18 protein-coding genes are annotated in these 19,825 nt (G+C 33.1%); 7 read left to right on the top strand and 11 right to left on the bottom strand.

Going from position 1 to position 19,825, the window contains the following annotated elements; genetic code table 11:
• Nucleotides 1-21 precede the first annotated feature (21 nt).
• From CIB95_RS10500 to CIB95_RS10480, 5 genes are all read right to left on the bottom strand, one after another.
• Entirely contained in the window at nt 22-1,377 is a 1,356-nt protein-coding gene (locus CIB95_RS10500) for a GntP family permease (protein ID WP_094924932.1), read from the bottom strand.
• Between the two features lie 29 nt (nt 1,378-1,406).
• Nucleotides 1,407-2,534 (bottom strand): glycerate kinase, encoded by a 1,128-nt coding sequence (locus tag CIB95_RS10495; protein WP_094924930.1) that lies wholly within the window; start codon nt 2,532-2,534, stop codon nt 1,407-1,409.
• Between the two features lie 131 nt (nt 2,535-2,665).
• The gene (locus CIB95_RS10490; protein WP_094924928.1) at nt 2,666-3,826 is read right to left on the bottom strand and encodes a CdaR family transcriptional regulator; all 1,161 of its coding nucleotides are present in this window, start codon (nt 3,824-3,826) and stop codon (nt 2,666-2,668) included.
• A 159-nt stretch (nt 3,827-3,985) separates the two neighbouring features.
• Entirely contained in the window at nt 3,986-4,657 is a 672-nt protein-coding gene (locus tag CIB95_RS10485; protein WP_094924926.1) for a YdeI/OmpD-associated family protein, read from the bottom strand.
• Nucleotides 4,658-4,707: 50 nt separating this feature from the next.
• Nucleotides 4,708-5,421 (bottom strand): exopolysaccharide biosynthesis polyprenyl glycosylphosphotransferase, encoded by a 714-nt coding sequence (locus CIB95_RS10480; protein WP_094924924.1) that lies wholly within the window; start codon nt 5,419-5,421, stop codon nt 4,708-4,710.
• 216 nt (nt 5,422-5,637) lie between these two features.
• Here CIB95_RS10480 and CIB95_RS10475 point away from each other — a divergent pair, with 216 nt between their 5' ends.
• Entirely contained in the window at nt 5,638-6,972 is a 1,335-nt protein-coding gene (locus CIB95_RS10475; RefSeq protein WP_094924922.1) for a polysaccharide biosynthesis tyrosine autokinase, read from the top strand.
• Nucleotides 6,973-6,988: 16 nt separating this feature from the next.
• On the opposite strand, the gene CIB95_RS10470 is transcribed toward CIB95_RS10475, so the two are convergent.
• From CIB95_RS10470 to CIB95_RS10460, 3 genes are read right to left on the bottom strand one after another with little or no spacing between them, the layout of a single operon-like run.
• Nucleotides 6,989-7,834, bottom strand: a complete 846-nt coding sequence (locus tag CIB95_RS10470; protein WP_094924920.1) for a polysaccharide deacetylase family protein — start codon at nt 7,832-7,834, stop codon at nt 6,989-6,991.
• A gap of 12 nt (nt 7,835-7,846) precedes the next feature.
• The gene (locus CIB95_RS10465; RefSeq protein ID WP_094924919.1) at nt 7,847-8,977 is read right to left on the bottom strand and encodes a glycosyltransferase family 4 protein; all 1,131 of its coding nucleotides are present in this window, start codon (nt 8,975-8,977) and stop codon (nt 7,847-7,849) included.
• Between the two features lies 1 nt (nt 8,978).
• Complete coding sequence (locus CIB95_RS10460; protein ID WP_094924917.1) at nt 8,979-10,199, bottom strand: O-antigen ligase family protein; 1,221 nt, start codon at nt 10,197-10,199, stop codon at nt 8,979-8,981.
• 173 nt (nt 10,200-10,372) lie between these two features.
• Between CIB95_RS10460 and CIB95_RS10455 the strand changes: the two genes are divergently transcribed.
• Nucleotides 10,373-11,656, top strand: coding sequence for a lipopolysaccharide biosynthesis protein (locus CIB95_RS10455; RefSeq protein WP_094924916.1), 1,284 nt, complete (start codon nt 10,373-10,375; stop codon nt 11,654-11,656).
• A gap of 52 nt (nt 11,657-11,708) precedes the next feature.
• On the opposite strand, the gene CIB95_RS10450 is transcribed toward CIB95_RS10455, so the two are convergent.
• On the bottom strand, nt 11,709-12,914 hold the full coding sequence (locus CIB95_RS10450) for a hypothetical protein (protein WP_094924914.1): 1,206 nt from the start codon (nt 12,912-12,914) through the stop codon (nt 11,709-11,711).
• Nucleotides 12,911-14,113, bottom strand: a complete 1,203-nt coding sequence (locus CIB95_RS10445; RefSeq protein ID WP_094924912.1) for an ATP-grasp domain-containing protein — start codon at nt 14,111-14,113, stop codon at nt 12,911-12,913. Before CIB95_RS10445 ends, CIB95_RS10450 begins: the two co-directional genes overlap by 4 nt.
• Nucleotides 14,114-14,329: 216 nt before the next feature.
• On the opposite strand from CIB95_RS10445, the gene CIB95_RS10440 reads away from it, so the two are divergent.
• Nucleotides 14,330-14,920, top strand: coding sequence for a YiiX/YebB-like N1pC/P60 family cysteine hydrolase (locus CIB95_RS10440; protein ID WP_094924910.1), 591 nt, complete (start codon nt 14,330-14,332; stop codon nt 14,918-14,920).
• Nucleotides 14,921-15,035: 115 nt separating this feature from the next.
• On the opposite strand, the gene CIB95_RS10435 is transcribed toward CIB95_RS10440, so the two are convergent.
• Complete coding sequence (locus CIB95_RS10435) at nt 15,036-15,974, bottom strand: ABC transporter substrate-binding protein (protein WP_094924908.1); 939 nt, start codon at nt 15,972-15,974, stop codon at nt 15,036-15,038.
• Between the two features lie 167 nt (nt 15,975-16,141).
• Between CIB95_RS10435 and CIB95_RS10430 the strand changes: the two genes are divergently transcribed.
• The 4 genes from CIB95_RS10430 to CIB95_RS10415 are packed head-to-tail and all read left to right on the top strand — an operon-like array spanning nt 16,142 to nt 19,821.
• Nucleotides 16,142-17,146, top strand: a complete 1,005-nt coding sequence (locus tag CIB95_RS10430) for a FecCD family ABC transporter permease (RefSeq protein ID WP_094924906.1) — start codon at nt 16,142-16,144, stop codon at nt 17,144-17,146.
• The gene (locus tag CIB95_RS10425) at nt 17,143-18,192 is read left to right on the top strand and encodes a FecCD family ABC transporter permease (protein WP_094924904.1); all 1,050 of its coding nucleotides are present in this window, start codon (nt 17,143-17,145) and stop codon (nt 18,190-18,192) included. Before CIB95_RS10430 ends, CIB95_RS10425 begins: the two co-directional genes overlap by 4 nt.
• A 20-nt stretch (nt 18,193-18,212) precedes the next feature.
• Complete coding sequence (locus CIB95_RS10420) at nt 18,213-19,034, top strand: ABC transporter ATP-binding protein (RefSeq protein ID WP_094924902.1); 822 nt, start codon at nt 18,213-18,215, stop codon at nt 19,032-19,034.
• A complete protein-coding gene (locus CIB95_RS10415) occupies nt 19,027-19,821 on the top strand; it encodes a (2Fe-2S)-binding protein (protein ID WP_094924900.1) in 795 nt (264 codons plus the stop codon). Before CIB95_RS10420 ends, CIB95_RS10415 begins: the two co-directional genes overlap by 8 nt.
• Nucleotides 19,822-19,825 lie beyond the last annotated feature (4 nt).

Raw genomic sequence — 19,825 nt, 5'->3', positions numbered from 1 at the left:
GTTGAGTCTTTTATATTGGAATTATACTAAGATTACCCATAATATCATTGTAAAGATAATAGCAGTTAATCCTTGTAATAGAGTAGCTAAAGTCTGTGCTTTGTAAGCATCAGTAACTTTCATTCCACTAAATTGTGTCACAACCCAGAAATAGCTATCATTTACATGACTGACTGCCATTGCTCCTGCGCCTACCGCCATAACAACTAGTGCTAAAGGAATAGCACCTTCGATACCCATTTCAGGAAGTAATGGTGCAATAAGAGTCGATGTAACTACTAGTGCAGCAGTTGATGAACCTTGTGCAGTTTTTAAAGCAGCAGCTACTACGAATGGAATTAATAATATTAACGCTCCATTTAATAGTCCTCCATTAGCAATTCCTTTGATTAATTCTGCTACAGGAGTCGCCTTAATAACTGAACCGAAAGCTCCACCAGCACCAGTGATTAATAAAATAGTCGATGCATCTTTAATTCCATCTCCTACCCAGCCAGTTAATGTTTCTTCATTTAGTTGTGGCATTAATAAAAAGGATACAAGAACACCCATTAACAGTGCTACAACAGGGGCACCGAGAAATAATGCTATATCTGCCAAAGTTCCAGTCCAACCGAAAAACTTTACTACAGATCCTAATCCAATTAACACTATTGGAAGAACAATTGGTGCGAATGATTTAAATGTAGAAGGTAGTTGCCCAAAACCTTTTACTATTTCGTCATAATCTAAAGAAGTAACTTCTTCTCCTTCAATTTTAATTTTACTCGCAACTTTAACAGCCCAAATGTAACCTACCAAAATAGTTGGAATAGCAACGATAAAGCCAATTAAGATAACAGTTCCTAAATAATCAGCAGCTCCGATGTTACCTGCAGCAGCTATCGGACCTGGTGTTGGAGGTACTAATGTATGCGTAGCATATAATCCTGTTGCAAGAGCAACAGACATAGAAGCTAGAGCAACTTTCGCTCTTTTTGCAAGCGCTTTCTTTAAACTTGATAAAATGACATACCCTGAGTCACAAAATACTGGAATACTAACAATCGCACCTATTAAACTCATTGCAAGCTGTGGGCGCTTTTCGCCAACTAGTCTAAGTACAACTTCTGCCATTCTAAGTGCTGCTCCTGATCTTTCTAAAACAGTACCAATGATTGTACCAGCTACGATTACAATACCGATGTAGCCCATTAATCCACCAAATCCACCATTAACTGCAGCTACCACTTCATTCAATGGTAAACCAGCTAATAAGCCTACCATAAATGCAGCAATTAATAATGATAGAAAAGGATGTAACTTTAATTTTGCTGTAGCAAAAACAATGAAACTAACCCCTAGTATTATAACAAGAAACAATAAAGAACCTTCCATATCTTTCATCCCCCTTAATATGTAAAGACCTATTTAGTGGCCTTTATTAACCTAGCAATATTTCTAGTTTGATTAAATAGTAATATCTCTGCATTTTTTATACACGCTTCTAAACTAATAGGACCTGCTGTAATTGAATGACAGCTTACAAAATAGTCGTAAAGCTTTTCATATCCATCTCCTAATCCACCCGATATAAGGATGGTAGGAACATTGTAGCGCTTCCCTGCTTTTGCAATAAATGCAGGTACTTTTCCATAAAGTGTTTGATAATCACTTTGTCCTTCACCAGTAATGACCCAATTTGCATGCCTAATTTTTTCTACTACATTTGTAGCTTCTGCAATAATTTCAGATCCAGAAATGATTTCTGCCCCTATAAGTAGGAAGGCAAACCCTAACCCTCCTGCTGCACCAGCGCCAGGAGTACTTTGATGCTCTATCCCTAATGTTTCCTCAATTAATTGGGCGTATTGCTTCAAAGTAAAATCAAGTTCTTTTACCTGCTTTGAAGTAGCACCCTTTTGTGGTCCAAATACTGCAGTAGCGCCCTGCTCTCCACATAGTGGATTATTTACATCACTAGCAATTCGAAACTTGCAATCTTTCACAATTGGGTTTAATGCAGAAAAATCTACCTTCTTTATAGAAGAAAGTGATGAGGCGAAAGGACTAACTTCCCCTTCATTTTCATCAACAAATTTCACACCTAATGCCTGTAACATTCCAAGTCCACCGTCATTAGTAGCACTTCCTCCAAGACCAATAATAAAGTCTCTGTGACCAGATTTTACCGCTTCAATTATGGCCTCCCCAACTCCATAGGAAGTGGTGTTCATTGGGTTTCGGATTTCACTTGGGACCATCGGTAATCCAGCAATATTAGCTGTTTCTATGACAACTGTGTTACTAGTTCCAAGTACCCCATATGCAGTTTCAACAGGTTCTCCTAACGGACCAGTCACCTCAACATGAAAGCGCTTTCCGTTTGTGGCAAACAAAAGTGTATCTAAAGTTCCTTCACCTCCATCAGCCATTGGAACTACATCTATGGTTGCACCAGGTACCTCTTTTAAAAAAGCTTCTTTCATTGTTGTTCCTACTTCTAAGGAAGTTAAGCTACCTTTATAGGAATCCGGAGCAATCACTATTTTCATAAAAACACCTTTTTCAATATATTTTGAAAACTTAGTTATAATTAAACTATAAGTAGATGCACAAAAACAACGTGCGAATAACTGAAAATTTATGGTTTTTTTATCGAAAGTTTGTTCAAATGAACAATATTTTATCTTTTCATTTTATAAAAGAACATTACTATCATTAAAATTGATGCATCATTAAAATTTCGAGGGTTTAATCCAACCTGTTTATAAACACGATCCAAACGATATTGTAATGTATTTCGATGAATATTAAGTGCTAATGCTGTATCATTTACTCTAAGTTGGTTTTTGAAAAATACTTCTAATGTATGCAGCGATTCTGCACTTAAAGGCTTTTTATTTGAAAGGAACTCTTCTATTAATTCATTCCGGGTCTTTTCGGGTATATTTACTAAAATCCTCTCCAATTTCCAATCCGAAATATGAGAAATCGGTTCCTCAGTTTTAAACAACTGAATTATTTCTAAACACTGTTTAGCCTGGTAGTAAGAATTTCGATACCCTTCGACTCCCGTATATCCGTTTCCAATTCCTACAAATGAATTTATATTTAAAAGTTTGAGCTTTTTATGTATATCTTTAGCAATGAAGCGTTCATTAGTAATATTTTTACCTTTACTTTCAATTGCTACAAGACATGTATCATTATTTATGAAAGAGCAAATAGAAGACTCTGCTATTTCTTTAGTAATTAACCTTAATATATCCGATTTCTTTTCACTTAATTTCACCATCGTTTCAAAACTTTGCCAATTATTAGGCGTTAAATCTGGCAAACTTATTAAAATAATTGTCCTTTCTATTTTAAAATCGATGCCTAGGAGATTTTCACCATTCTTTTCAACCACTTTTTTATTAAAGTTGGTTGGGGAAACTAAATCATGAATCCAACCTTCTACTAGCCTATTTTTATATTGCATCTGGTTATTTACATATACTTGTTGAATCATAACCTCTACCGTTATTTTTATTATTTTGGCAAACTTATAGAGTTCTTTCGGGTCGCCAGTAACTCCTACTACACCTACAATTTCATCAAAATATTCAATAGGTAAATTCACTCCTGGTTTTGACCCAGCATAAAGCTCTTGATCTTCAGGAGAAATTACTAATTGCTTTTTATTTGATATTACATATACTGCACCTTCATGAATCTGATTAATTCTTTCAGTGTCACTACTTGCAACTATCATTCCTTTTTCATTCATGACATTTATCTTATAATCTAAAAAGCCACTTAACTTCTTTAAAATTGGTTCAGCTAATTGTCTTGTGATTTTCATTAGTTAGTTCCTCGCTTTCTCTATTCAAGAGATTTATATAACTTTACTATAAAAAATGTAATCATAAAATAAATAAAGCCAAAAAAAGACCTCGATAAGGTTATCGAAGTCTACTAGGAGCTCTTAATTTTTGTAATAAAACGAAATAAAACTTTCCTATTACTTTTTGTTTGCACGATAAAGATCTCTACTTTTAAAACCTTGCTCCAATATTTGTTTCATTTCTTCACGACGCTTTTCTTTCGTCTTTTCTTGCTTAGCACTATATACATAACGCGCCCAGTCTTTACGATAACCGGGTGTTAATTCCTGATAAAATGAAAGTAAGTTTGGAGTATCTTGCAAATCATTTTCTATTAATGGGATCATTTCAATATAATCATCTACACATTGACTTGCTTTTGTAGATTTGTTATTTTTACTTTTTGTATCTTCCTTTAAACCTATTACAGTAAAGGTTTCATCCAACCCAACCATCCTGGCAAACTTAATGTTACTTTTATCGATGTAACCATTTTCATCTGCACCTAAACCTTCTAACAAGCTATCCCGATGTATGTATGAATCATAAACTTTATTGCCTTTTTTCGGGTAGGCTAAAAAAAGATAACCACTTCTGTTTAAGTAATTCTTCTCTATTACTGTATTCACTAGCTCTTTTAAAGATTTTAAGTCTAATACAAATGCAAAAATTAGGTCATAGCTACTTTCCGTTAAATCTGTATCATATTCAGTTAACTGCGCGAAATAATCTCTTCCCTCTGGAGTGTTTAACACAGCTTTTCTTTCATACTTTGCTAAATTTAACTTTTCAACTATTGTTTTACTCATTTGTTTACCACCTTATTTCTTTGTAACTATAAATTCAACATAGTACTATTTTATCCTTTTTTAACTTGAAATGGTAATACTACTAATAATGTTTTAAGCAAGATTTTAAAATCAAACCAAATTGAATACTTCTTAATATATATAAGGTCATACTTTAATTTATCTTTAGGTGCTGTATAGTAATCCCCCATCACTTGAGCAAGACCTGTTATTCCTGGTTTTACATTCATCCGTTGTTCGTACTTTGGAAGCCTGTCTTTAAATTGATTAACAAAAAAGGCTCTTTCAGGTCGTGGCCCTACTAAACTCATATTTCCTAGCAAGACATTAATTAATTGAGGAAGTTCATCAATTCTAACTGCTCTAATAAAATGACCAACCTTAGTAACCCGGGGGTCATTTTTTTTTGCTAAAACAGGGCCAGTCTTTTGTTCAGCATCAGTAACCATCGTCCTAAACTTAATAATTTTAAAAGCTTCTTTATTTTCTCCTAATCTTTCTTGAAAATAAAAGGCAGGTCCTTTTGATGTTATTGGAATTAGCAAAAATAGGAGTATAAATAATGGACTAGTAATTATTAATAATAGTACAGCTATTATTATGTCCATTGTTCTTTTAAGTAATCTATTTCCTTTAGATAACTTTGCTTCCATGTCCCTTTCTATTTTAACGGTATCATTATTTTTTAATGCTTTCAAAACTATGAAAAAATCAGTAATTTGAATCTTAATACTATGGAGAACGACTGCTTTTATTTTTTCCACTTTATAATCTCCTCCTAAACTTGTTCCTTTCAGTTAGCACTAAGTATTTCGTAATTAGAGAACTTATTATTTTTATAAGTCTATGCATTAAATAATCTATTAGTAGTACTTTTATAAATGAAATTTAAATTTTTTCTATTAAAATAAACATGTATTTTAAAACTAGTTCATAGGATATATTAAGATGTTTATATTGAAGAAAAGAGGTATATTTCTATGGAATTTGTTTTTGATATAAGAGAGTTTTTCAAACTACTTTTTAGAAACTGGCGGGTCATTTTTTTCTTAACAGGGTTTGTTGTTCTTATTAGTAGTGTGATAACTCTTTACGTAATTCCACCCGAGTATGAAGCAAGAGTAAATATATTAGTAACTACGGAGAAAGACGCTGAAGGAAGTAAGAATGTCACTGCAAGTGAAATTGATTCTAGCTTAAAGCTTATTGATACTTATCGCGTCATAATAAAAAGTCCTACAATTTTGGAACCCGCCCTTAAAAATATTAATAAAGAAATAGATATTGAATCTTTATTAAGAAAAATTGAAATCGAAAGTATTAAAAACTCTCAAGTTTTTACTATCATTGTTAAAGACCAAGATCATGCCCAAGCTGTATATATGGCGAACTCCATCGCAAACGTTTTTAAGGAAGAAGTAGACAGGCTAAAAAATTTAAATTATATCCATATATTAACTCCTGCTAAGATTGACGATAGCTTCACACCAGTTGATCGCAACCCTATATTTAACATTGCAATTAGTCTATTTTTAGGGCTATTTTTATCTGTAGGTAGTGTATCTATTAAAGAGTTTTTAGATACTACAATTAAATCAGAAGAAAAGATTAGGAGATTATTTTCTTTATCAGTTTTAGGTGAAGTCACACCTATTACTATTGGGAAAAATAAGTCTTCGAAGGCTAATAATGAATTAAGTAATAAGTTAGTAATTAACAGAAGGTCCTCAAACTTTAGTAACTATCAAAACCTTTGCGCTAGGTTAAAACTTTCTCCTAGTGTAAAAAAGAATCAAACCATGCTAATTACTAGTCCTAACTCATCTGAAGGAAAATCATTAACAAGTGCAAACGTTGCAATAATGATGGCTAAAAGTACGAAGAAAACTGTATATATAGATATGAACTTACGAGGCCCAACTGGCCATATAGCATTTAACTTGAGTAATGATAGAGGTGTATCGAGCTTTTTAGCGGGGCAAGATCAATTAAGTGAAATTATCCAAAAGAGTGATGAACCTAATTTATCAATTGTTACTTCGGGGTCTGTGACAATAAACCCAGTTGAACTGTTCGAATCAGAGCGATTTCAGCAACTATTTACAGAATTAAGAGTCATGTTTGATATTATTGTTATTGATAGCCCTTCTATGGATACTGCAGATACAATGTATTTATCTTCGGAAGCAGATGGCTGCGTTTTAGTTGTTAACCCTGGCAAAACTAGGATTGATGCTACGTATAAGGCTGTTGAAAAACTAAAGAGCATTCAAGCAAATATATTAGGCATTGTTTTAAATAACAAAGAAAAATAAGGCAAGTGCTCATTTTTTAAGCACCTGCCTTATCTTTCATTTTATATACTATTTTTTTTATATTGTCTTCCACACATAGCCAACCATTTAATCGAGCAATAAACAATAGTTTACCATCGCTTTGCTGGATAGGTTCTCTTTTAAGAACACAAAGATGATCTTTATTTAACTTACTATTTATTTCTTTGCCATTAAACATTAATACGCCTGATTCAAATGTTTTCCTCACAATCTGTTTAGAGGTAGTATTGTATCTCCCTCTAGGATAACAAAAGTGTTTTATTTCTTTTTTTAATTTTGCCTCTAATAATTTTTTACTTCCTTGTAGTTCCTGGTGAATTTCTAAATTGTTAAGCCTATCTAAGTCTGGGTGATTTATCGTATGTGCTCCAAACGTTACTAGTTCACTTTTACTTAATTCATTAATTTGTTCCCAATTCATCAACTTACTCTCTCCAATATCCCGATCCCACCAAAAGGTTTTATTCTTTTCGATATATCCAGGTACAAGATACTGAATAGAAGGAAATTCTAAACGTTTTAAAGTTTTATAAGCGCTGTGATAATAGTCTTCATAGCCGTCATCAAACGTTAGTACAACGCATTTTTTGGGGACAGATTTTGTCTTAATTTTTTCTATTAATGTATCAAGTGTTATGACGTTATAATTTTTCTTTTTTAAGTAATCCATTTGCCATTCGAAGTTCTTCGTAGTTACTGCCAGTTCTTTTTTGATATTATCATTGACACGGTGATACATAAGGATTGACGCATAGCGTCTGTCTCTTTTAAAGAAAGAGACTATTATCCCAATAGGGAGTAAGACATACAGTTTTATTGCCTTTCTTAGCAAATAGTTCACTTTATCCCTCCTTTAAATGAAAAAAGATTCATATACTTGATTTAACTCTTTTAAAACATTTTCATTCGAATACTGCGTAACTTTTTTCAAGGCATTATCGCCCATTTCTTTTCTAACTTCTTCCTGCTCAATTAATACCTTTAAATTTTCTATTAAATTATTAACTTGATCACATTTTACAATAAGGCCATTTTCTTTATGATTCACTAAATCTCTCGAACCTCTAACGTCAGACACGATTGCAGGAAGACCAATTGCCATTCCTTCCATTATTGTCTTGGGCATACCTTCTCTTTTTGAAACTAAACTTACAATATTTGAGTGCATTAATATTTCTGGAATATCGTGTCGAAACCCAAGAAAATAAACATTTTTTAAGTTTTTTCGACTAGCTAACTTCTCTAATGTTATTTTTCGCTTCCCATCACCTACAAACACTAAGTGGATATTATTAAATTCATTTATTAAAGTTGGCCAAGCTTTTAATAATAGCTGTTGATTTTTATTTTTTGTAAATTCCGCCACACACGTAATAACAATACTAGGATCTGGAATGTTAATTTCCCTTCTAAAGTTACTCTTTCGATCATCTCCTTTAGTAAATACCTTTAAATCCACCCCAACACCATTTGTTTTAAAAAGATTCTTATTAGCGATAAACCCCATTTTAATACCTCGATTAAAATCTTCTGTATTAATAACGATCAATGCATCTGTCCATCTTTTAGCAATTCTTTCAGCAGGATAGTATAACAACCAATTTAAGAGAGGGGATCCTTTATAAAAATGAAAGCCATGCGCAGTATATAAAACCGGTCCCTGATTATACTTTTTTGCTATATACCTAACAATAAATGAAGCAATTGGCGTGTGTACATGGATGAGATCAAAGTAAAACTCTTTAAATAATGATGATATTTGTTTCATAGCGATTATGTTATGTTTCTTAAAAGGTGCTCGCACAAATTTTATATCATGACAAATTACTCCTAAGCTTTCTATTTCATTTTTTCTACCTTCATTATTATTTGAAGCTGCATGCACTTCATAGCCTTTCTCTTGTAATAGTTTAATAGTAGGTATATGAAAGTTAGCTAAATGTGTATAAACAGTTGCTGCAATTAGCACTTTTTTCTTAGCCATGTTACAACTCTCCTCTCATATTTTTCTTCTTAGCAGATGAAGCTGTTTTATTACTATCACTTTTGTACACCCAAGGAATTGCTAGTAATAGCCAAAAATGCCGCCAATGCAAAGTATCAATAACAAAACTATTAACTAAAAGACCTATTATTGCTGCTGTGCATACAATATAAAGTGTTGCTTTTGTTTTATATGCAGCATATACAGCTCGAAGTAAAGTTAATATGATGAAGGAAATAATTGAGAAAAATCCTAAATACCCATATTCACCTAACACTCGAACATATAAGCTATGTGGAGAGTAATCTGAAATGCTATCTGATTGTCCCGGTCCTTTTCCTAATGGAAATGTTTCAAGAGAATTTAAGACAGTGAGTTGCGTAGCGAACCGATTTGTATCATATTTCTGCAATCCAAAGCGCGTATTGAACATACTATTAATTGATTCGTTGTTAAATAATGTAAATAACATAGCGGCAAATAAGATAAAGAGGATTGATAGTAAGCTCATTCGTTTTACTAAACTTCTTTTTTTCGTACTAAAAAGAATCCAAAAGAAAAAGAAAGTCCCTAGTGATATAACATAGTTAATCCAAGCAGCTCGTGAAAAACTTAAAAATACAGCAATGGTTAATAGTGTAATTGTAGAAACCCAGAATAGTTTCTTTTTTCTTGTAGTCGCTTCTTCGAAATAATTAATCGCAAATAAGACAATCGGAATAAGAAAAGGTCCAAAAACATTAGGGTCTTTAAATAAGCTTTTTATTCTGCCTAAGTACATAAAAGTCTCTGCATTTGGTAGCAAGTTAAAATACGCCATAATCCCTAATAAAGCAGATATAATTGCTGCGGTTGTATACCCACTAATAATTAATTTCGTCATTTTTTTACCAAATCTTGAGATTAGCCCGACAATCATCACCCAGAGAATTATGAGATAAAGAGTAATAAAAAAATAGGAAAATCCAGTTATATGATTTCTCATAAAATACATTGCACCTATATTTTGAAGGATGAAAATCCATATAAAAGTAAGTGGAAACGCTACATGTGAATGAAATGATAAATAGGATGAAAATAATGCTATGACAAATGCTAAGGTGACTAAAAGATCAACAGGTGCAGGCTCAATGGTGACCCAGCCACTTAAAGCAAACGTTAACCAAATCAAAAGCAGATATAGTTTTCCTAACTTAGATTCAAATATATTAGCTAAATTCATATAATCTAGTATCCCTTCTAATATCCACAAGTTTTACTTATTACTAAACTATATTAAGTAAGTCTAGCTAATATGCGGTTATCTCGAAGAAAAATATAGCAAATTAGCTTGTACTAATTCCGATTTCATAGACATATGATGATATATCATAGTATCTAGGATGTGCAGTGGTAATGAATGAACTAGTAGCAAATGTAAAAATCTATCTTAAGAGAAGAGATTTTTTTAAAAACGTCCTTTTGTTAATTAGCGGAAGTGGCATAGCGCAATTATTAGTCCTGCTTTCTTCACCTTTTCTTACTCGACTATATACACCGGAGGAATTAGGGTTACTAGGAATTTATATGTCGTTTCTAGCAATTTTAGCCACCATTAGTTCTTTACAGTATGAAAATGCAATTACATTACCGAGAGATGATTTTGAGGGAGCAAACATTGTTGCACTAACCTTCTTTCTCCTAACTATTATTTCTTTTCTATTTGGAGTAAGTATCTTTTTATATAACGAGGAAATTTCTATTATTTTAAAAAACAAGGAATTAAGTGCCTATCTATATTTACTTCCGTTAAGTTTATTCGGAATTGGAGCATATCGCATTTTAAGCACTTATGCTCTTCGAAGAAAAAAATACCTAATTGTTTCTAAAACTAAGATTAATCAAAGTATTGGTATGGTTTTCACACAAATTGGCGGAGCACTTCTGATAAAAGGTCCCCTGCCATTATTTATCGGTGATTTTGTCGGTCGTATAGGTGGTAGCGGAAAATTGCTAACAACTACCTTGAAGGAAGACTGGCAAACCTTCAAACAAGTACATTATAAAGCCATGAAGCAATTAGCTTTCAGATATTATAAATTTCCACTACTATCAACTGCAGCCAAGTTTATTAAACAGCTTTCCGTAGAACTGCCGATAATATTAATAACAATTTTCTATGGAGCGAGTGTCGGAGGCTGGTTTTTAATCATTCAACGAATACTAGGAACCCCGTTATTTCTAATTGGCTCTTCAATAGGAAGTGTTTTCTTGGCAGAGGCCTCCTCACTCATTCATAAACAACCTAACAAAGTTAACGATTTATTTTTTAAGACGATTAAAAATTTGGTACTTATCATTTTTCCAATCTTATTCATCGTTTCTATCCTTTCTCCTTGGTTAGTTCCTATTGTTTTTGGCTCTGCTTGGGCAAACGCCGGCGCACACTTACCAATACTTTCTGTGATGTATTTTTTTCAATTTATAACTATTCCAGTGGGTTCAACTGTCGTTATTCGGGAAAAACATGCACTCCAATTTATTAGAGAGATAATACGAGTAATTCTAATTTGCGGAGCACTCTTTTATGCTCATTTCTTTCAGCTATCTGCAACAGGTGCAATAGTAGCTGTTAGTATTGCTGGCTCAATAGGATTTATTATTTATGGTATTTTCTCATGGATTGCACTTAAAAATTAGAACATATAAAATGAAAAAATGCGGCTTGCCCTGTCATTAGGGTGGCCGCATTTCAATTTATCGTAACACTTCTTTTTTTCTTATGTTGGCTTACCTCATTTTCCTTTATTACTTTCTTAATCAAGTATTTATAATAATAAAGGGATGGAATTGGATCGCTTATTGACCATAAAGGGTCTTGAATTTTTGTAGTTCGAAATACGTTTAAATATATGCTCAAACAATTTGTTATTTTTATATTTGCAGCCCTCATTGAACGTAGATCATTAATGAGATAAAGCCAGGTAATTTTTTGTTTTTTCTTTTCATAAAATGGATCGTCTTGAGGTATGGAAACCGTTAGTAAATCCATACATATGTTTTCAATAAATGAGGAATTTACTTTAGATAATAATGCGCATTGTAGTGGGAATCTACCATTCACTTCTATTAGAAAGTAGCAATCTCTTTTCACACAATACTTGTATTCAAACTCAGCTACGCCACAATAGTTTGTCTCTTTTAACAACTGTATACTTTGTTGTGAAATTTCTTCATTATACTCCGTAATTTGAGCCGAGCCTGTTCCATAATTTAATGGAAAGCTTCTTAATTTTCTCGAACCAAACCCTATTAACACTTGGCCGCTTTTTCCACGGTACAATAATAGATTATAAATTTGATTAACATTACCAGAAACATATTGTTGCATAATAAAGGGTACATTTAGTCTTCTAAATAACTGTTCATGTTGAATAGCAGTTTTTTTGTCATAGCATATATAAGCTTTTTCTGTTTGTTGTTGATCATGATTAATTGGCTTAATAATTATTGGAAAATCGGATTCTCTAACTTCTTCGACTGACGTAAATTTCTTCGGAACAGCGACTTTATTTTCCGCAGCATATAATGAAAGTCTCTCCTTATCAATTAGTGTAACGTTGTCTTTTGAAAAAGGCATCTGATAATGCTCTGCTAACTCTTCCCAATTTGAAAATATAAATTGTAAGGTTCTATCCGTATCTGTAAATAAAAGTAATTTTGTTTTTAGTATCCCCGGTAATTCTTTAAGGTAGTCCCTTATTTCTTCAACCGTTGTTGCTTTTAATGATACTAACGCATACTTTGACTTTCGAACAAACTCTTCACCAATAACAATACAAGGAATTTTTCTTTTGCCTAATTCCCGAGTAATGGCTAATGCACCAAAACTTCCTGCTATAACAACAACAGCATAGCCTTTTTCACGGATTATTTTTATTTTCCTTTTTGCAATCATTTCAGCTTACTCCATTTCATTTTCTTTCTTTTCATTAAATGGGTTAGTTTGTCTACAATTATTGTTGATAACTCAAATAGAAATGGAAGTGGATCATTCCATTTAAACGTATCATATGAAACATGCGGTGGCTTTTTAAGTACATTAGCAAGTTTTTTTAAGCGCGTTTTTATTGGTAAATGACTACTAACGATATATCTCACATAATTTAGTTCGCCTACAATCCATCTTGAGTAATAATTTACGTTATATGGTTTATTGTACTTTTTTTTAAGCTCATTAAAGTTATTGTTATGAATAAATAAATCATTCATCATTTCGGGAAAATTAACACCTGATGAAACCGCTAAATCCATTGAACCCCAAGGACGGCCGTTTACTTCGATAAAATATGCATTTTCTTCTGTTACACCTTTAAATTCGACCATAACAATACCTGTCCAATTTAATTTTTTTATAATTTTTTTTGATGCTTCTAATAAAAAAGGATTGACTTGTTTAGATGCTCGTAACGTACTCACTCCACCAGTCAGTGGCACTTCCCTAACACGTTCATGTGCAAAACTAGCGAAAATTTCCCCTTCTTTTGCAGCAGCAAAAATTCCAAATCCTCTACCTTCTATCTTTTTTTGTAATAAGGGGCTCTTGTCGTAACTTCTTATTACATTTAAATTTTTTATGAATGATTCCTCATCATAAACAAACTTTCTAAAGCCATAAACTATTTCATCATTTAGTAGGTTTCTAGAAAAACGCGGCTTGATTACTATTGGGAAAGATAGATTTGAAGTTGAAGCTTCTTCTATTATTTTAACGTTACACGACTTTGCTAGTTCGTTCATATATTGTTTATCTAAAGATTTCATATAAGCATCTTTTTCAGGTGCAATTAGCTTGCTTTTTATTACTTCATAAAGGTCAGAGTTATATATTGAAAATAACGTTGCATCACTACATGGAAAGATATAATCTGGGTTAACTTCTTCTACTAGTTCTTTTAAGCTCTTAATAAATAACGAATGGCTTTTTTCGGGATTTTCATATATAAAATATTTATCTGTCATAATTGATGGTCGACAGAGAGCTAATCTTCTTTCTCCCGCACAATATATGCGATACTCCTTTTTTTTACCTATCGCTCTAATTATCGAAAGTGTTGCACGCTTATTTGCATCAAGAAATAAAATGGATTTTTTCATATACTCACCTTTTCATAAAATACTTCATTACTATTAGGAATATAAAAACTCTCAAAAAGTAATATATCTATGAATATGCGAACTAAATAAAAATAGAACGAATAGAATATTTATTGTTTATTTAAAAGGGGCTAACAATTCTAGCTTTATACGGAACAAATATTTTTAAAACACATAGAATGACAATATATATATAATAGGAAGTAGTGAATTTGTTTGGGAACTACTAAATTTAATAACTTAAGAAAAATACCCTACTTAAAAGCGAGAGACTATTTAAGAACTGGGGATATTTTATTTTGTAGTGGCGAACATATTGTTAGTAAGCTGATAAGAAAATTTTCAAATTCTAACATTAGTCATGTAGGAATTATTGTGAAGTGGAATAGCCGAGTTCTGCTTTTGGAAAGTGTCGAGGATGATGGCGTGCGTATTATTCCTTTCTCGCAATATGTGAACAACTATGAGAATAGTAAAAAACCATATGCAGGAAAACTGTATATAGGTCGTCATCGAACATTACATGCCCCTACATTTAATAAAGAAGACTTACGAGAAATGCTTGGGAAAGCAGCCGATTTGTTAAATCGAAAGTATGATAAAAATGAAATTACTAAAATAATCTCAAGAATTGCGCTTGGTCTATCTAGTCACAAGGATGATGATGAATATATTTGTTCTGAGTTTGTAGACATCTGCTTTGATCATATTGGGATAAAATTTGATCGTGATAAGTCTGGTTTTATTTTCCCTGAACATATTGCAAAAGATGAAAATGTAAAAGCATTATTTGAAGTGATAAATTAAGACCATATTACGTACTAACATTGATAAATTGGTGGATACTTTCGCAAAAACATGTAACTTTAACATGCAAAACAAAAGGATGAGCCTCTGCTCATCCTTTATCATTTGATAGGAATTACTTTAAGAAGTAATTCTCTATATCATCAAGCATTAAGTTTGCTGCTAAAACTCCACCTGCAGTATTCCAAGTAGTATCACTAACTTTTTGTACATTTCCTGCTTTTACTGCTTCAAGGTTTTGGAATAATTGATCATTTAACCAATCATTCTCAACAGCCGTCGCTTCTCCATCACCTGATTCGTAAGTGAAGTAAAAGATGACATCTCCATTCATTTCCGAAACACGCTCTTTCGTTACTCCTCGAATAGCAAACTCATCTACATTTTGATTTTCTGGACGAGCAAAGCCAAGTTGCTCTAAAACTACTCCAGAGAAAGACGCTTTTTGATAAATTCTAACATCTCCAGCTAAAAAGCGAACCATAGAGATCTTTTTAGCTAAAATATCTTGCCCTAGCTTCCCGCTCAATGTTTCTACTTTAGCGTCATATGCAGCAATAACTTCATTTCCTTTTTCTACTTTGTTGATCGCTTGTGCATAAAGCTTAAAGTTTTCTTTCCAGTCTCCTTTTAATGTCTCCGATAAAACAGTTGGTGCTATCGCATTTAATTGCTCATATATTTTTTCTTGACGAAGCTTTGTTCCAATAATTAGGTCAGGCTTTAAAGCAACGATTGCCTCTACATTAACCGCACTTTCCGTCCCAACTACTTCAACACCTTCCATTTGTTCAGCAATGTGGTCATACCAAGGATCACCAGTCCAAGATTGAACAGCACCTATAGGTGTAATTCCCATTGCAAGGAGTGCTTCTGTACCTTCATTTGTTAAAACGACAATTCTTTTTGGAGTTCCTTCAATAGTAGCTTCACCCATAGCGTGAACTACCTTATAGCTATTATTTTCGTTTACACTTTCAGTTGTAGAATCGTTCCCACATGCCGTAAGAGCAAATACCATTAATGTAATAATTGCAATAACTATTTTTTTCATCTTTATTTTCCTCCATATGTATTAGTAATGATAATCATTTTCAATTACACAAATATCTTAGTAAACTTATAAATAAATGTCAACACCTAATTGATAATGATTTTCAAAATCAATTAAATTTGCTATTATAATTACGAAAAGCATTTAAAAGAAAGGTACATAACTACATGATTTTAAAAAGCAACTATCAGAAACTTATCGGATTATCTTTTAGTTTTTTATTTATGCTCAGCTTAATTGGGCTTAGTGTTGGATTAGGCTATGCAAATATTTCTTTAATTGACATCATACATTCGTTTATTTATTTTAATACATCTAATGAACATTTAATTATTCAAACAGTGAGAGTGCCGCGTGCGCTAATTGCTGCCTCAGTTGGTGCATCCCTAGCTGTTTCTGGTGTCTTTATGCAAACGTTAACAAAAAATCCACTAGCATCTCCCGGAATCTTTGGCGTAAACGCCGGGGCAGGATTTTTTATTGTTGTTGCTGTGACAATTTTTCAAGTAGGTAATCTTCAAGCATTTGCATGGATATCATTTTTAGGTGCAGCTGTCGCATCCCTTTCTGTCTATGCAATAAGCTCATTTGGGCGAGATGGCCTAACACCTTTGAAAATAACGTTAGCAGGAGCAGCAATTACTGCAATGTTCGGTTCATTTACACAAGGCTTATTAGTCTTAAATGAAGTTGCATTAGAGCAGGTATTGTTTTGGCTTGCTGGTTCTGTACAAGGAAGAAAGCTAGAATTGCTTTTATCTGTACTTCCATATTTAATCATTGGCGGACTACTAGCTCTTATTATTTCACCTAAGCTTAACGTTTTAGCAATGGGAGAAGATGTTGCGAAAGGATTAGGGTTAAAGCTTGGAAGAATAAAAATAGTAATGGCAATTGTCGTAATTTTATTAGCTGGAAGTGCAGTAGCTATTGCTGGACCAATAGGCTTCATCGGCATTGTAATACCTCATGTTGCTAAGAAGTTTATTGGTATTGACCACCGTTGGCTAGTTCCCTTTTCAGCAGTTCTTGGTGCTATTCTCCTACTAAGTGCTGACATTGGTGCAAGGTTTATTATTTTTCCTCAGGAAGTACCTGTCGGTGTAATGACAGCAATTATAGGAACACCTTTTTTCATTTTTATCGCTAGAAGGGGGTTTAACGGCCAATGAACTCACTTAAAAACATTCGACTTTTAAATGGTACGATATCATATCTTATTGACCAAAAGGCAATTACAAAGCTTATTTTATTAATGTTTATTATGTTCATTACATTCATTATAAGTGCTGGTTTAGGAGACTTAAAAATTGATCCTTTAACGGTTATCTCTGTTCTATTCGGAGGTGGAGAGAGGCTCGAAAGATTAGTAGTGCTCGACTTTCGATTGCCGAGAATTATTATTGCATTACTGGTCGGTATTGGGCTTGCTGTTGCAGGTAGTATTTTACAAGGCCTCGTTAGAAATCCTTTAGCTTCACCTGATATTATTGGAATAACAGGTGGCGCAAGTGTTTTTGTTGTTTCATTTTTAGCTTTTTTTAGCGATACAAACGGCTCTCTTACTGTAAGTATTAATTGGCTTCCTGTCGCGGCTTTTTTAGGTGCTTCTGTCATTGCAATCGTTGTTTATACGCTTTCATGGAAAAATGGAATATCGCCGCTTCGCCTAATTTTAATTGGAATTGGAATTTCTGCGTTAACACAATCTCTTACTACACTTTTTATGATTTTAGGCCCAATTTATCGTGCCGGAGATGCTAATATATGGATTACTGGGACGGTTCATGGCTCTAATTGGAGTAATGTTTTCATTTTAACTCCGTGGATTCTTATTTTATTATTTATTACCTGGGGGCTATCCAGACAATTAAACGTCCAAGAGCTTGGCAAAGAAATTGCAACTGGTGTAGGAGGTAACGTTCAAAAACAACGGTTTATTCTTCTTTTATTAAGTACAGGACTAATTGGTGGCTCAGTGGCATTTGCAGGTGGAATTGGGTTTGTTGGATTAATGGCTCCACATATTGCTCGAAGAATTGTTGGTTCTTCCTATGAAGTGTTATTACCAGTAGCAGCAATTATTGGTGCTATTTTAGTAATGATTTCTGACTTAATAGGAAGAATTGCTTTTTCACCTCTCGAAATTCCAGCTGGCGTATTTACAGCCGCTATAGGTGCGCCTTATTTTATTTATTTATTACTTAAAGCAAGATAATGAAAGGCAGTTGAAAACGGATGACCAATTCATTTAAAACGGATTCTTTAACATTATCTTATGGGGATAAAATAATTATTGATGAATTAAACATGACTATTCCCAAAGGTGAAATTACAGTCTTCATTGGTGGTAATGGATGTGGAAAGTCAACGTTACTGCGCTCCATGGCACGTTTACTTAAGCCAAAGGCAGGAGCAGTATTATTAGACAACATAGAAATTGAAAAAATGGCTACAAGAAACGTTGCAAAAAAACTAGCTATTTTACCTCAAAGTCCTGTGGCACCTGAAGGATTGACTGTAATACAACTTGTAAAACAAGGACGCTATCCACACCAGTCATGGCTTCAGCAATGGTCTAAAAGAGATGAGGAAAAGGTCTTCGCGGCATTAAAAGCTACTGGCGTTGAGGAATTAAAAGATCGTTTAGTTGAAGAACTTTCTGGCGGTCAAAGGCAACGGGTGTGGATCGCAATGACATTAGCACAAGATACGGACATTATCTTATTAGATGAACCAACTACTTATTTAGATATGACTCACCAAATAGAGATACTTGATTTACTATTTGAACTCAATAATACAGAAAAACGAACAATAATCATGGTATTACATGATTTAAATTTAGCTTGCCGCTATGCACATAATATTGTCGCTGTTAAAGATAAAAAGGTTTACGCAAAAGGAAAACCAGAGGATATTATAAATGCTAAACTTGTTCAGGATGTATTCCAAATGGAAAGTAAAATCGTTTCTGATCCATTGTATGGAACGCCTCTATGTATTCCATATGGTAAAGGTAGATACATATTGAAAAAGGAGGGCGAATTATATGTGTAACGCTTTAACAAACGAGGATTGGATCGAGCTACAAAGATACCGTATTTTTAAGTATGAAGCCTCTAATGGCTGGCCACTGTATCTGTATAACGATTTAAATTCTTACAAAAAGTATTTAGAAAAAGTGAGTAATGAATTGAGTATTGATTCACTTCAAGCTACTGCTTCTGTATTAGTGAAAAGGCTATCTTTTCCTTTTATAGGCTATTTATATATGCTAACAGTTCATGATAAAAGAATCGCTATTCAAGCTGAAAATACGTTTTTAGTAGACCGATACCTTAATAAAATGTGGATGCCTGACTTCCACTTGAAAGATATATCGTTTGTTTCAATTGATGGAAATGATAGGAATTCTTCTTTTCGTCTATCAATTGAAATGTTTTTTAAAGAGGTTTTTTATCCTTTAATCGAAAAAACATATCGCTTAACTAAACTCTCAAAATGGATTATGTGGGAAAATATTGCTGTATATGTTTATTGGTTATACGATGACCTGCAAGGGAGAGAGACTCTCGTACATCGTTTAGACCAGTTGAAAGATGACTTTGAAATACTATTAAATGCACAGGGACAAATGTTTGGTAATGTCCATCAAAACCCCTTAAAAAAAATGTACAACAAAAAAGTATTTGTTGAAGAATATAATAAAGAGATTCGTCCACGAACAACATGTTGCTTTTCATACTTAATGAACAATAGAAATCAAAGCTTCTGTTCAACTTGTCCGAAAAAGAGTTGTTATGCAAATATAAAGATGAGTAAAACCTCGAATGGATTTTGTTAAGTCC

This window comes from Lottiidibacillus patelloidae (assembly GCF_002262935.1).
GTDB lineage: Bacteria > Bacillota > Bacilli > Bacillales > SA5d-4 > Lottiidibacillus > Lottiidibacillus patelloidae.
Note: the sequence above shows the minus strand (reverse complement) of the source record. Positions and strands in the feature narration are given on the sequence as shown.

Coding starts and splice junctions, on each gene's coding strand:
- CIB95_RS10500 (WP_094924932.1), bottom strand. CDS start 1,377: ATGGAAGGTTCTTTATTGTTTCTTGTTATAATACTAGGGGTTAGTTTC.
- CIB95_RS10495 (WP_094924930.1), bottom strand. CDS start 2,534: ATGAAAATAGTGATTGCTCCGGATTCCTATAAAGGTAGCTTAACTTCC.
- CIB95_RS10490 (WP_094924928.1), bottom strand. CDS start 3,826: ATGAAAATCACAAGACAATTAGCTGAACCAATTTTAAAGAAGTTAAGT.
- CIB95_RS10485 (WP_094924926.1), bottom strand. CDS start 4,657: ATGAGTAAAACAATAGTTGAAAAGTTAAATTTAGCAAAGTATGAAAGA.
- CIB95_RS10475 (WP_094924922.1), top strand. CDS start 5,638: ATGGAATTTGTTTTTGATATAAGAGAGTTTTTCAAACTACTTTTTAGA.
- CIB95_RS10465 (WP_094924919.1), bottom strand. CDS start 8,977: ATGGCTAAGAAAAAAGTGCTAATTGCAGCAACTGTTTATACACATTTA.
- CIB95_RS10460 (WP_094924917.1), bottom strand. CDS start 10,199: ATGAATTTAGCTAATATATTTGAATCTAAGTTAGGAAAACTATATCTG.
- CIB95_RS10455 (WP_094924916.1), top strand. CDS start 10,373: ATGAATGAACTAGTAGCAAATGTAAAAATCTATCTTAAGAGAAGAGAT.
- CIB95_RS10450 (WP_094924914.1), bottom strand. CDS start 12,914: ATGATTGCAAAAAGGAAAATAAAAATAATCCGTGAAAAAGGCTATGCT.
- CIB95_RS10445 (WP_094924912.1), bottom strand. CDS start 14,113: ATGAAAAAATCCATTTTATTTCTTGATGCAAATAAGCGTGCAACACTT.
- CIB95_RS10435 (WP_094924908.1), bottom strand. CDS start 15,974: ATGAAAAAAATAGTTATTGCAATTATTACATTAATGGTATTTGCTCTT.
- CIB95_RS10430 (WP_094924906.1), top strand. CDS start 16,142: ATGATTTTAAAAAGCAACTATCAGAAACTTATCGGATTATCTTTTAGT.
- CIB95_RS10425 (WP_094924904.1), top strand. CDS start 17,143: ATGAACTCACTTAAAAACATTCGACTTTTAAATGGTACGATATCATAT.
- CIB95_RS10420 (WP_094924902.1), top strand. CDS start 18,213: ATGACCAATTCATTTAAAACGGATTCTTTAACATTATCTTATGGGGAT.
- CIB95_RS10415 (WP_094924900.1), top strand. CDS start 19,027: ATGTGTAACGCTTTAACAAACGAGGATTGGATCGAGCTACAAAGATAC.